Raw genomic sequence first — 12,291 nt, 5'->3', positions numbered from 1 at the left:
GGACGGCGATTTTTATTTACTCACGTTCTACTTGAATGCCAGCTGTGTCTACCGCGAATGGGAAGATCTTCCAATCCGGTAGTTGCTTCATCAACTTTTGCCGTAACATTCCGCGAGTCGGTGTGTCATCCGTAATTGCGATTAACGTCGAACCGCTTCCACTAATATACAGGCTGCTTTCAAAATAATCACACGCTTCCGCCACCACATCGTAGTTAGCAATCAATTTTTTGCGATATGGCTCATGTAGACGGTCGTCAAGGGCCAAGCGTAAGTCAAATAAGTTCCCCGTCATCAACGCGCGCACCAGTAACAAGCTATGACTAATCTGATGCGTCGCAGTGGCATAGCTCACCGAATTCGGCAACAACGCCCGCGCCTCATCTGTAGATACTGTAAAATCAGGCACGATGGCCAGAAAATCCAGGTCATCAGCTACGGGATAGGAAAGCACGGAGATTCCTTCATCCGTTTGTACCCCGGCACACAAACCGCCGTAAATCGCGGGAGTCACGTTATCAGGATGGCCCTCAAAGTCCGTGGCCAATTGCACCAATTCGTTCTGCGTAAACGGGGTTTGAAACCACTCTCCAGCAGCGGCTAGTCCTGCGACGATGCAAGTAGCGGAACTACCGAGTCCCCGGGAAACAGGAATCGGACTGTCAATCTTAATCGCTAACGGTGGAACCGGATCCCCTAACGCTTCACAACCCGCTTGAAACGCTCGATAAACAAGATTGTTTTCATTTTGAAATTGCTCGGGACAACCGGTAATGGTTAATTTTGATGCTGGTTGAAATTGAAACGTCGCCCGCAAATCGAAGGCAAGACCCAAACAATCGTAACCCACGCCCAGATTGGCGCTCGTAGCTGGAACCGTCACTTTAATCATGCTTAAACACCTCGTTCGTTTCCCGTACGACCCACGCGGTCATCTCAGCTGGTTGTAACTGCGGAGCCTGAACCGGAGTTAAATCCCACAGTTTTTGTAAGGCTGGTGGAACTGGCACATTGGTATAATCAGCTATTTGCTGCGTCGTAGCTTGTGCATCCGCCGCATGCTGACCCAGCACCGCATCCGCCACCGCGTCCACAAACTTGTACGGACTCGCCGTACTCAACAGAACCATCGGCGTGTCTGGATCGGATTGTTGATACTGGCGCATCACGTGGTACCCCGTGGCGGTGTGGGGATCCATGAGGTAATGGTCGTCCACAAACACCTGCCGAATCGTGGCTTCAATTTCTGCATCGGTCGTAAACCCACTGGCAAAGTCATGGCGTAATTTTTCCAATAATGTAGCCGGGACTTGGTACTTCCCCTGATGATCCAAGTCGTTCATCAATTGACCGACTAACTGCGTATCGCCATCACTTTCGTAATACAACAGTCGTTCTAAGTTACTGGAGACCTGGATATCCATGCTGGGCGCCAGCGTTTGGTAAAACGGTCGGTTCCGGTCATAAGTCCCCGTCTGCCAAAAGTCCGCCAACACGTTATTTTGGTTGCAGGCAATTACCAGTTTCTTAATCGGTAAGCCAAGTTGCTTAGCATAAAAACCGGCTAACACATCGCCAAAGTTTCCGGTCGGCACCGTGAAGTTAATCTGATCACCCAATTTGATTTTCCCCTGCTCCAGTAACTGTTGGTAAGCACTAAAGTAGTAGACCACCTGTGGAATCAGACGCCCAATGTTAATGGAATTGGCGCTGGATAAACGCGTTCCCGCTGTCAATTGCTCATGTACTTTTGCATCATTAAAAATCCGTTTCACGTTGCGCTGCGCATCATCAAAGTTCCCTTCGATGGCAGCCACTCGGGTATTCTTGCCCGTCGTGGTTAACATTTGCCGTTGCTGCACGGGGCTGACCCCGCCATCTGGATAGAAAACGGAAACTCCCATCCGAGCTTGGTTGCGAAACCCGTTCAAAGCGGCAGTCCCGGTATCACCACTGGTGGCGGCCAATACCATGACTTGTTCGTTTGTTGCCACCGCTCGTTGCATCAACTGGGGCAGTAATTGTAACCCCACGTCCTTAAAGGCGGCGGTCGGACCGTGAAATAGTTCTAACACCTGGAAGTCGCCGACGGCTTGCAAGGGGGTAATTTTAGGATCGCTAAAACTGTGGTCATATGCAGCTGCGATTGCTGCCTTAATTTCCGCCTGGGAAAAATCCGGCAACAACCGTTCTAACACCGCCTGTGCAATCGTTTGATAATCCATCCCGGCTAACTGCTCCAACGGAAAAGGATTGGCACCTAAATCAGGGAGTACAAATAAGCCCTGGTCTGCGGCAAAACCAGTCACAATTGCCTGTTTGGAACTCACGTGCAGTTGGTCATCTCGGGTACTCTGATACAAAGAAGTCACTAAATTTTCCTCCGTTCCTTGTTTTTCAATTATGAACATGGTAACCTGTTTTTATTAATAAAACAAGTGTATATAAAATAAATACAGAAAACGGAGGATATTACGATGCAAATTGCGTTACTAGGATACGGAACGATTGGTCATGGAGTGGTGAAAATCATCGAGTCCCAGGCCACAAAACAATTACGCCGTTTGCACGTTAGTCAGATCTGGGTGCGTCCCGAGAAGGTGGATCAGAATCCCCTTTTTACGGCTGATTATCAAGAAATTCTTGCAAATGACAAGATTGATACAATCATCGAAGTGTTGGGCGGATTAGATCCCGCTTATGCCATGATTAATGATGCGTTGGAACACCATAAAAACGTGGTAACCGCCAACAAGGCCGTGGTGGCCCGCCACCTCACTGAATTTACGACGCTGGCACGGCAAAACCACGTGAAGTTTTACTTTGAATCCAGCGTGGGTGGAGGCATTCCCTGGATTATCAATCTCGAACGGGCGTTGCGCATTGACCAGATTGATTCCATTCATGGAATTTTCAACGGAACTAGCAACTTCATCCTGGACGAAATGATGGAAACCGGAGCCCCCTTCGATGTAGTGCTGGCGGAAGCCCAACGACGTGGTTATGCCGAAGCGGATCCGAGTGCTGATCTCGATGGTGATGACATTGAAAATAAACTCTGCATTAGTGCCTCGCTTGCCTATGATACGGAGATTAAACCGAACGATAACTTGTTGAAGTTCGGAATCCGAAATATCACTGCGGCAGACGTCAGCTTCTTTAAAAAACATCACTGGGTCGTAAAATTAATTGGACGTAGTTTCCGGCGTGATAATCGCTACAACTTTGTGATTGAGCCCACGCTGTACGCTCCCGGTGAAATTGAAGCCGGTGTGCACCAGAATTACAACTACGTTGGGTTACGGGGAACCACGATTGGTAAACTGAGTTTCAACGGCCAGGGAGCCGGGGAACTCCCCACTGCGCACGCTTTAATTCAAGATCTCTTGGATTTAGAGCTACACATGGAGCACCTAAATCGTAATTTCCAGCAAGAACTGGAACTGGATAACAACTCCAAGTTACTGGATTACGTGATTCGCAGTGAACAAGATGTTGCGAGTCTCCTACCCGATTATGAAGTAAAGAAAGAAGAACACGATTACTGGATTGTGAAGCAGATTTCTGCGGAAGCTGCTCATGAATTGATTCAGCAACTGGAACAAACAGAAAAACCGTTGCTGGCTGCGATTAGCCAACAACGGTCATAGATATAGCTATACTAATTTTTTATTGGAGATAGTGTTGAGGATGATTTATCGTTCCCATTAGGATCAATATTAATTTCAAAAGGAATTTCAAAAGAATTCCCTGACAATAGTGCACTACCAGGTAAAAGAACTGGTAGTCTTGACACCATATCATATGAAACAGAAGGTACATTCTTTCTTATATATTCTAAGTCAACGGAATTTTGTATCCTATGAATAAAAAAAGAACCAACTTGCGATAAAATTATACGAGATAATTCACTTGGAATTTGACTTATTACACCAATATAAATATTAAACTTTCTACCTTCTCTAGCAATTCTATCAAAAATAGTCATATCATCTTCGTCAGACTCCATGATATATCTGTGAGCCTCATCAAAATATAAATAGTTAAACGGCATTTTATTTCTATTAGAAATATCATAATTATTCAAATTATATTCAAATAATTGTCTAGAAAAATAATTAGATACTAATCTAAGTGCATCATCATCTAAAGAAGTAAGATTTAAAATATGAATTATCTCACTTCCATTATGGATATTTTTATCTAACACTAATTTTTGACCATTTTTAGCATTTAAAATACCATTTTTAATCCCGTATTTATTTTTTAAATTTCTAAATCTTGAAATCATTGTTTCAGAATTATTCCTTACTTTTCTATTACCTTGTACCTCCTCTTCACCAAAAACTATATCAAAAGCTTCCTCTAGATCATCTAAAGTAAAAGATTCGTTATTGTCCTCGCTTATTATATCGTTTATGGTTTTATATTTTTCCTTGTCTAATGATTCTTTAACTGATTTTAATATAGGAAGATTGTCATTATCATTTCCATAATTCAATTTCCATTTTTCTATTTTGTCAACTGTTTCATCATCTAGTACGCCATTTAATTTCCGACACCATTTTAATACACTTCTTTTTAAAGATGAAAAATTTTCTTGAGTACTATCCTCCAATGCCATTTTAATTAAAATTAAATATATATTTTCACGATTAGACCTTATAAAACTTGCTACATTAATTGCTCTAATAAGGAACGGCTTTTGAGTTTTTTCACTAGGTAATAAAGCGGCGCACCAATCATCTATTTTAAGATTCTCTAAAGGTATATGATAATTTTTAATATTTATATTTTCAGAAAAAGGTAAATCCCCATAGTCTCCATGAACATCGAATACAAAAATATCTAAATTTGAATTTAAATGGTTCTTAATTTTATTAATTTTATCCAGTAAAACTCGTAAAGTTGTAGATTTACCAGATCCAGTATTACCTAATATTGCCAAATGTGATGTTAAAATTTTAGACAAATTTAATTTAGGGACAACTCCAGGATAATTATTAACACTTCCTAAACTAATTAAATGATCACTAACACTATTAAAAAATTTATTGAGTATATCATCTGTAACACCATAAATTTTCTCACCAACCATTGGTAATTTTAAAATACCTGAATAAAAGGTATTATCTTTTAATATTCCCAATGGTCTAGCAAAAAACATACATTTGTCTAAATTACCCAAAGAATTAGGATCTAACCCAGAATAGTTATAAGTAGCTGATGTTATTTTAAATATCTTCATCAACACAAAAGAATCGATATCAATTTTGGAATAAACAAAATCATTTACACCATTGATTTTTAATAATTTTCCATCATAAAGATAATCTTTTGTATCACTGAAATTCACAGAAAATGTTATAAGATTTTCTTCTACTGACTCAATTAATCCTATTTTCCAAAACAAATTATTATTCATCATCACGTACCTCAAAAGGATCATTAAAAGACAATAAATTAGACAATGTCTCAAAATGATGAGCATCTTTAGCTTCGTTTTCTTTTCCATTAGTTATAAAAGAAGCTTCAGAATTCGGACCAACTTGCTGCATAAAATTAAGTGTATTTTTATTGTCCTCATCAACAAAAGCAATTAATTTAAAATCTGTTCTTTGAAGAGCCTGTTTTATAAAATCATTTATATGCTGATCCCCAAAACCAAATCCATTAACTAACAAAATTGAATTAGGTTTTGTTAACTCAATTGAAAACTCTCTAAATAAATCTGAAAATGGAGATCCTTGACTATCAGCATATTTTGAAGATGTAGGTGCAATAACTGTTTTATCTGCTCCTAATGTATCAGAGGAGACTAAGTTATTGTTTCTTTTTATACCATTTTGATCTCTTTTCCAATTTAAAGAACCGTGTAATTTATAAATCCTAAAAAATGGTTTTATAACCGACCATTTATCTCTAAATCTTTGAGTTATGTCTACTGGCCTTCTATTAAATTGTGAAGTGTCGAAATAAGGATTAAATGAATTACGAAAACCATCTGTATAGGAAAAACCAATTTTATCTAACGACTGTTCTAAAAATAAATCATAATTTGGTGTAAAAATATTTATTATGTCGTTTTGATCATTAGACATTTCTTTTAAAAAAACCAATCTTTTTAAAAAGCTTTCATAATAACTTTGGGTTTTTCTATTGTTTTCTGAATCATTATCAAATCCATCATATATAGATTTGATAAGTTCATTTATTATATAATATTTTATTTGTTTTTCATTTAAATTTAGTTCGCCATCATCAGCACCATTTATTCTATTTCCTAACCACGACAAAAATAACTCAATATTTTCAAAATTTTCATCATTTTTCCCTAAATAACTTTTAGTATACTTTTTTTTCAAATCAGATAATTCATCAGTATATTGTCCACTTGTTTTAATATCATTAAAAGTTCTACCCATTGTATTAATAGCTGGCAGAGAAGCTCCAGATCCAATTAAAACATTAAAGTTAACATTTGATGATAAGAAATTTTTCAAATAGTTTTTTATATCATCTTCATCCTTTTCTTTACCATTACCTTCTGTATAACCTGATTCGTAAATTTTAAAATTCTTAACCATATCTGATACCCATCTCCCAATTATTATACTTTTTTCCTGTGTAGTCTTTCTGTTTCCTCAAATCCAACAAAATCATATTCATACAAATTTTTATCTTTAGTCTTATTTTCTAAATAAGTTTTAGTTTTTTCATATTTAAGGTTCTCATTGCATGCAAATCCATAGGTAGATCTATCTATACTAAAAAATAATCCTTGCTGTTCTCTAAGTTCATTTAAAAAATATATATTTATGTATCTCAATTCTTTAAATTTGTCTACTGAATCCAATATATAATATTTACTAATTAAAAACAATTCAGTTCTGGGCGGTATTAAATCTATTTTAAATACTTCCTCTTCATGTTCATATTTAGCTATAATTTGAACAGCAATCATCTCTTTATTAGATACATTGTTAATAGGTATCATATTTGCATTCAAATCTTGTTTTTCTAATAATTTACTTCTAATTTTTTCAACTTCAAATTTTAAATATTCATCTTTTTTTAGGTATCGCTGTGAAGTAATATAAAGTCTATTGCGTCTGTCACCCCTATTTTCGGGATTACCATAACGTATCCTATCCTTTCTAAATCGAATTAAAAAAAATGGCCTGCTTTTCATGAATTGACTTTCACGTGTATCAGCAATTTGCTTATCGGTATTATTAATTGAATTTTTAATTTGCTTATTATTGTTACTAATAGAATTAGCAATTTGTCTATTATTATTAATAATTGATATAACAACGGGAATGAGCCCAAATAACGAACCAAAAATTGATGGAAATAATGGAAGGATTAATTTATAGATATAATCAAAAAATTCATGCAAGATAAAATACATAACTATTCACTCCAAAATTTTTAGTTTAATTATAACAAAAAAACACCCACACCAACGTGTGAGTGTCCAAAATAAGATTGAATATAATCTTAACGTTTTGAGAATTGACCAGCCTTACGAGCTTTCTTAAGACCTGGCTTCTTCCGTTCTTTCATCCGTGGGTCACGAGTTAACAGACCAGCAGTCTTCAAAGCTTCACGGAAGTCAGGATCTACTTCGAGTAAAGCACGAGCAATTCCGAGACGGATTGCACCGGCTTGACCTGAGAATCCACCACCATTTACGTTAACTAACGTATCGTAGTTACCGAGCGTTTCCGTAACGTTGTATGGTTGTAAAATAACTTCACGCAAGTTTGGGAATGGAATGTAATCTTCAACATCGCGTTTGTTGACGATTACTTTACCAGTACCAGGTACTAAGCGTACACGAGCAACTGAATCTTTACGGCGACCTGTGCCAGTATATTGTACTTTAGCCAATTGTGTTTCCTCCTTAAATTAGGTTGTTAATATCTAAAACTTCGGGTTTTTGAGCATCATTTTTGTGTTCTTCACCTGCATAAACGTGAAGTTTCTTAGCAATCTTACGTCCTAATGTACCATGAGGAAGCATTCCTTTTACGGATTGCTCAATTAACTTAGCTGGCTTTTCTTCGCGTAACATGCCAAATGATTCTTGCTTAATCCCACCAATGTATTGAGTGTGGTGGTAGTGCATCTTATCTTTTGCTTTGTGACCCGTTAAAGCCACTTTTGAAGCGTTGATAATAATGACGTGGTCACCAGAGTCAACGTGTGGTGTGTATGTGGGTTTGTTTTTACCGCGTAAAACTGAAGCAGTAACACTAGCAAGACGACCTAAAGGAACGCCTGCTGCGTCAATGATGTACCATTTGTGTTCAATTTCACCGGGCTTAACCATGTATGTTGTACGCACTTTTTCTTCCTCCATGTTTCTGTGTTTGTTCGACACCTTATAAGTTTCCGGGGCTTATGTGGGGCAAACAATACCAACTACCATAATACAAATAATCCCCCGGAATGTCAATCTATTCACGGAATTAATCCCGAACTGGGTGCTTTTTTTCGCTGTGTTCTGGATCATCCCCTGGGTAATAAACACGTTCTAAAAATAAGCCATGGGCCGGCATCGTTAATCGCGCCTGCTGCCGATCCTGGATGGCTAGCAAGCGCTGAATGTCATTAACCGGTCGTTTCTTCATCCCAATTTCAACCAGGGCCGCGGTCATAATCCGAACCTGATTGTACATAAAGCCGTCACCATAGAATTCCAACTGAATCTCATGATTGGCTTCGTCATTAATCGCTTTGGTACTAAAGATGGTGCGCACCCGACTGCCGGGTTTGGCACCGGACGCCACAAACGACGCAAAGTTATGGGTGCCGACCAAGTCCTGAATCGCCGTTTCCATCCGCGCAAAATCCAACGGAAAGCGCCAGTGCGCAGTATAGAAACGCTTGAATGGGTCGGTAAATGGCCCTAACGACAACCGGTACAGATACTTCTTACCGGTCACGTCATAACGGGCATGAAAAGTATCCGAGACAATTTCCACGTCCTTAATCTGAATGTCTAAGGGACACATGCTGTTGAGACCCTTCAACATCTTGTCAGCGGGAATCGGAAACGGGAAGTCAAAATGAGCGACCTGCGCTAGGGCATGCACGCCGGAGTCAGTCCGACCCGAACCGTAAACTCCCAACGTTCCATCCGGCTGCTTAGCCATCTGGTTCACAATTTTAGTGAGCACGCCCTCCACGGTCCGTTGGTGTGGTTGGCGCTGAAAGCCGGCAAACTGCGTGCCGTCGTGGGCAAACGTAATCTTATAACGTTGTGTCATCTACACCCCTCGCAATCCCACTACCAGGACCCCAATCAGAAAAACGCCCACTAACGCCAGCGTGTCCAAAAGGTGCCATTGGTATTGATAATAACTACTCCGCGGTTGACTGGCATCATAGCCACTCGCGCCCAGCGCATCCGCCAGGTTATCCGCATGGCGAAAGGCCGACACCAGCAACGGAATAATCAGCGACAACACGTTTTTAACCCGTTGCCAAAGACTACCACCGTTAAAGACCACGCCCCGCGAGCGTTGCGCGTTCATAATCGTCTGCATTTCGGACAAAAGCGTCGGAATGAACCGAAGCGCAATTGACAACATGATCCCAATCATTGCCACCGGTACCCCCAGCTTTTTCAACGGCGTGAGGAACGTTTCCACCCCTTTTGCAATCGCATTGGGGGAAGTTGTCACCGTCAGGAGCATGGCCACAACGATAATCAGTAGAAACCGGACAAAAATCAATCCGGCCGTGGTCACACCAACGCTGGTCACGTTCAAGGGACCCCAGTGCCAGTATGTTGTTCCGCCGTGCCCAAATCCAAGCTGAATCAAGACGGTAAACGCGATTAGCCACACAAAGGGACGGAGCGACGAGAAGAGCATTCCAAACGGCACCTGGGCCATTTTCACTAACGCTAGAATTACCACGGTTAGCACGGCGTAATTGGCCCAGTTATTGGCTAATAAGGTCCAAGTAATCAACGACACTAAGCCGATAATTTTACCAGTTGGGTGCAAACGGTGCAGCAGGGAATGGCCCGGCAAATAGTTTCCAAAGACCATGTGGTTCATGCCGTTCCCCCCTTTGCTAACCGGTGCACGATGCTTGCCACCAGCTCGCGACGCGTTAACGGCAGCTGATCAAAAGCAACCCCATTAGCTTGTAGCGCCCGTCCCACTCGAACGGCGCCGGGTAACACAAACTGGTTCTGGGTGGTTTGAAAGAACTGACGGGGTGTCGTATCCTGTTCAATCCGACCATGCTTCATCACGACCACCCGTTGTGCGTACCGCGCCACAATGTCCATCTCGTGAGTAATCATAATAATCGTGATGTGGTGTTCCTGGTTTAAGCGCCGCAACATTTCCAAAATGGAACGACGTCCCCGCCCATCCAAGCCAACCGTGGGCTCGTCTAAGACTAATACCCGTGGTTGGCTGGCTAATACACCGGCAATCGCGACCCGCCGCATCTGACCGCCAGAAAGTTCAAAGGGTGAACGATCCAACAATTCAGTTGGGATCCCGACTTGATCTAAACTAGCCCGGGCTTGCTGCTCGGCTTCCGTAGGACTGGCGCCAAAGTTCAGCGGGCCAAATTGGACGTCCTGCAAGACGCTATCAGCAAAAAGTTGCTGTTCAGGGGATTGAAACACCATCCCCACCTGGGAACGCAGTTGCTTTAAAGCAGCTGCTTTCACCTTGGGATGCAAAGTTACCCCTAATACCTCCACCGTGCCTGATTGGGCAAACTGGAGTCCATTTAGGAGCTTAATCAGCGTCGACTTTCCACTCCCGGTCGTCCCAATGATGGTCACAAAGTCACCCTGCTCCACAGTTAAACTAACGTCGCGTAAGGCTTGGTGCACTACGGGCGTCTTTTCGCCATAGGTATAGTTAACGTGTTTTAAAGTAACTTGGTGAGCCATACAATCAATTCCTTTTCGTTTAAATCGGTAGCAGGGAGTGGCACCTGCTGGGCGGCTAAATCACGTTGCACCTGTAAACTAAAGGGAAGTTCCAGCTGCATGCGCATTAGCAAATCTTCCTGACGAAACAACTCGGCGGCCGTGCCCGTGAACGCCACCTGTTGCTGATCGAGCGCAATCACTCGCTCTGCCAACGCCAGCATCTCTAAGTCGTGCGTAATTAAGATGATGGTTAAACCTGCTTGCTGTTGGAGGCGTTGAATGATCTGGTTCAATTCCTGCTTGGCTTGCGGATCCAACATGCTCGTCGCTTCGTCCAAAATCAAAATTTCGGGCGTAATGGCCAAGGCACTAGCCAAAGCAACCCGTTGCTTTTGCCCACCCGACAGGAGTCCCGGTTCACGATCCCGGTACTCCCACATTTCGACCTGCTCTAATGCCGTTTGGACCCGTCGTTGCATCTCCGGACGAGGAACGTTACGATTTTCCAGTCCAAAGGCCGTATTTTCGGCAACGGTTGCCCCGACAATTTGATCATCGGGATTCTGAAAGACTAATCCGATGCGTTGGCGCAGTTCCGCCATATTTTGCGGTGTGAGGGTGATTTGATCAACCAAAATCGAACCATGATTGGGCGTCAACAAGCCGGTTAGTAACTTAGCAATCGTGCTTTTCCCGCTCCCGTTGGCACCCACCAGCGCCACCGTTTGGCCCGGCTGCACTTGAAACGAAACGTGCTTTAGCACCGGGACCTCGGGCTGGTAGGAAAAATCCACATCCTGAAATTCAATTTTTGGTTGCATCGCTCACACCTCTTTTAGCTTAAATTTATGTATAAAAAAATCACTAAAAGATTGAGGCGCATGGTTAGACCACATTCAAGCTAGACTTGGACCTTCCATCATCATAACGCTTTATACCTCAACCTTAGTGATTCAGTGAAAATATGAAATTAGTGGTTCGTTACCATTAAACGAATTCTAAGATAACCATTTGGGCACCATCACCGCGACGGGGCATGGTCTTCAAAATCCGAGTGTAACCACCTTGACGATCTTGGTACTTAGGTGCAATTTCGTCAAATAATTTTTGCAATGCCGTCGTAACTTTGATGTCATCTCCGTCTTCTTGAACGTCAGCAATTTGGTTTTGTAAGTAAGCAGCAGCACGCCGACGAGCAGCTAAATCACCCTTCTTACCTAATGTCACCATTTGTTCAGCTAAAGAACGAACCGTCTTAGCTTTTGCTTCCGTGGTTTCAATCCGATCGTTAACAATTAAGTCAGTAGTTAAGTTACGAAGCATAGCACGACGAGGGCCTGATTCGCGACCAAATTTACGATAACTCATAAGTGGGA

The 12,291-nt window shown here is 41.7% G+C and carries 13 protein-coding genes; 1 reads left to right on the top strand and 12 read right to left on the bottom strand.

Translation table 11 applies throughout. The features are described from left to right. Positions 1-16: 16 nt before the first annotated feature. Positions 17-892 carry a homoserine kinase gene (gene thrB, locus M3M37_RS00805; RefSeq protein WP_252795295.1) on the bottom strand — a complete coding sequence of 292 codons (876 nt, stop codon included), beginning with the start codon at positions 890-892 and terminating at the stop codon, positions 17-19. Continuing rightward, positions 885-2,411 carry a threonine synthase gene (gene thrC / locus M3M37_RS00800; protein ID WP_252795294.1) on the bottom strand — a complete coding sequence of 509 codons (1,527 nt, stop codon included), beginning with the start codon at positions 2,409-2,411 and terminating at the stop codon, positions 885-887. The genes thrB and thrC overlap by 8 nt, the downstream gene beginning before the upstream one ends. 66 nt (positions 2,412-2,477) lie before the next feature. Here thrC and M3M37_RS00795 point away from each other — a divergent pair, with 66 nt between their 5' ends. Continuing rightward, positions 2,478-3,650, top strand: coding sequence for a homoserine dehydrogenase (locus M3M37_RS00795; RefSeq protein WP_252795293.1), 1,173 nt, complete (start codon positions 2,478-2,480; stop codon positions 3,648-3,650). An 11-nt stretch (positions 3,651-3,661) separates the two neighbouring features. Here the strand turns inward: M3M37_RS00795 and M3M37_RS00790 are convergent, their stop codons facing one another. From M3M37_RS00790 to rplQ, 10 genes are all read right to left on the bottom strand, one after another. Further along, the gene (locus tag M3M37_RS00790; RefSeq protein WP_252795292.1) at positions 3,662-5,428 is read right to left on the bottom strand and encodes an ATP-binding protein; all 1,767 of its coding nucleotides are present in this window, start codon (positions 5,426-5,428) and stop codon (positions 3,662-3,664) included. Continuing rightward, a complete protein-coding gene (locus tag M3M37_RS00785) occupies positions 5,418-6,587 on the bottom strand; it encodes an SIR2 family protein (RefSeq protein WP_252795291.1) in 1,170 nt (389 codons plus the stop codon). Before M3M37_RS00785 ends, M3M37_RS00790 begins: the two co-directional genes overlap by 11 nt. Before the next feature lie 23 nt (positions 6,588-6,610). Then, positions 6,611-7,414 carry a hypothetical protein gene (locus tag M3M37_RS00780; RefSeq protein ID WP_252795290.1) on the bottom strand — a complete coding sequence of 268 codons (804 nt, stop codon included), beginning with the start codon at positions 7,412-7,414 and terminating at the stop codon, positions 6,611-6,613. A gap of 89 nt (positions 7,415-7,503) precedes the next feature. Continuing rightward, the gene (rpsI, locus tag M3M37_RS00775; protein ID WP_252750509.1) at positions 7,504-7,896 is read right to left on the bottom strand and encodes a 30S ribosomal protein S9; all 393 of its coding nucleotides are present in this window, start codon (positions 7,894-7,896) and stop codon (positions 7,504-7,506) included. 13 nt (positions 7,897-7,909) lie between these two features. Beyond that, positions 7,910-8,353 carry a 50S ribosomal protein L13 gene (rplM, locus tag M3M37_RS00770; protein WP_252795289.1) on the bottom strand — a complete coding sequence of 148 codons (444 nt, stop codon included), beginning with the start codon at positions 8,351-8,353 and terminating at the stop codon, positions 7,910-7,912. Positions 8,354-8,477: 124 nt separating this feature from the next. Next, positions 8,478-9,278, bottom strand: a complete 801-nt coding sequence (truA, locus tag M3M37_RS00765; RefSeq protein ID WP_252795288.1) for a tRNA pseudouridine(38-40) synthase TruA — start codon at positions 9,276-9,278, stop codon at positions 8,478-8,480. Continuing rightward, positions 9,279-10,076 carry an energy-coupling factor transporter transmembrane component T family protein gene (locus M3M37_RS00760; RefSeq protein ID WP_252795287.1) on the bottom strand — a complete coding sequence of 266 codons (798 nt, stop codon included), beginning with the start codon at positions 10,074-10,076 and terminating at the stop codon, positions 9,279-9,281. Continuing rightward, complete coding sequence (locus M3M37_RS00755) at positions 10,073-10,933, bottom strand: energy-coupling factor transporter ATPase (protein WP_252795286.1); 861 nt, start codon at positions 10,931-10,933, stop codon at positions 10,073-10,075. The genes M3M37_RS00760 and M3M37_RS00755 overlap by 4 nt, the downstream gene beginning before the upstream one ends. Then, positions 10,912-11,736, bottom strand: coding sequence for an energy-coupling factor transporter ATPase (locus M3M37_RS00750; protein WP_252795285.1), 825 nt, complete (start codon positions 11,734-11,736; stop codon positions 10,912-10,914). The genes M3M37_RS00755 and M3M37_RS00750 overlap by 22 nt, the downstream gene beginning before the upstream one ends. Positions 11,737-11,902: 166 nt before the next feature. Further along, complete coding sequence (gene rplQ / locus M3M37_RS00745) at positions 11,903-12,283, bottom strand: 50S ribosomal protein L17 (protein WP_252766906.1); 381 nt, start codon at positions 12,281-12,283, stop codon at positions 11,903-11,905. Between the last annotated feature and the right edge of the window lie 8 nt (positions 12,284-12,291).

The sequence above is a fragment of the Fructilactobacillus carniphilus genome, assembly GCF_024029675.1.
Taxonomy (GTDB): domain Bacteria; phylum Bacillota; class Bacilli; order Lactobacillales; family Lactobacillaceae; genus Fructilactobacillus; species Fructilactobacillus carniphilus.
Note: the sequence above shows the minus strand (reverse complement) of the source record. Positions and strands in the feature narration are given on the sequence as shown.

Coding starts and splice junctions, on each gene's coding strand:
- thrB (WP_252795295.1), bottom strand. CDS start 892: ATGATTAAAGTGACGGTTCCAGCTACGAGCGCCAATCTGGGCGTGGGT.
- thrC (WP_252795294.1), bottom strand. CDS start 2,411: ATGTTCATAATTGAAAAACAAGGAACGGAGGAAAATTTAGTGACTTCT.
- M3M37_RS00795 (WP_252795293.1), top strand. CDS start 2,478: ATGCAAATTGCGTTACTAGGATACGGAACGATTGGTCATGGAGTGGTG.
- M3M37_RS00790 (WP_252795292.1), bottom strand. CDS start 5,428: ATGATGAATAATAATTTGTTTTGGAAAATAGGATTAATTGAGTCAGTA.
- M3M37_RS00785 (WP_252795291.1), bottom strand. CDS start 6,587: ATGGTTAAGAATTTTAAAATTTACGAATCAGGTTATACAGAAGGTAAT.
- M3M37_RS00780 (WP_252795290.1), bottom strand. CDS start 7,414: ATGTATTTTATCTTGCATGAATTTTTTGATTATATCTATAAATTAATC.
- truA (WP_252795288.1), bottom strand. CDS start 9,278: ATGACACAACGTTATAAGATTACGTTTGCCCACGACGGCACGCAGTTT.
- M3M37_RS00760 (WP_252795287.1), bottom strand. CDS start 10,076: ATGAACCACATGGTCTTTGGAAACTATTTGCCGGGCCATTCCCTGCTG.
- M3M37_RS00755 (WP_252795286.1), bottom strand. CDS start 10,933: ATGGCTCACCAAGTTACTTTAAAACACGTTAACTATACCTATGGCGAA.
- M3M37_RS00750 (WP_252795285.1), bottom strand. CDS start 11,736: ATGCAACCAAAAATTGAATTTCAGGATGTGGATTTTTCCTACCAGCCC.
- rplQ (WP_252766906.1), bottom strand. CDS start 12,283: ATGAGTTATCGTAAATTTGGTCGCGAATCAGGCCCTCGTCGTGCTATG.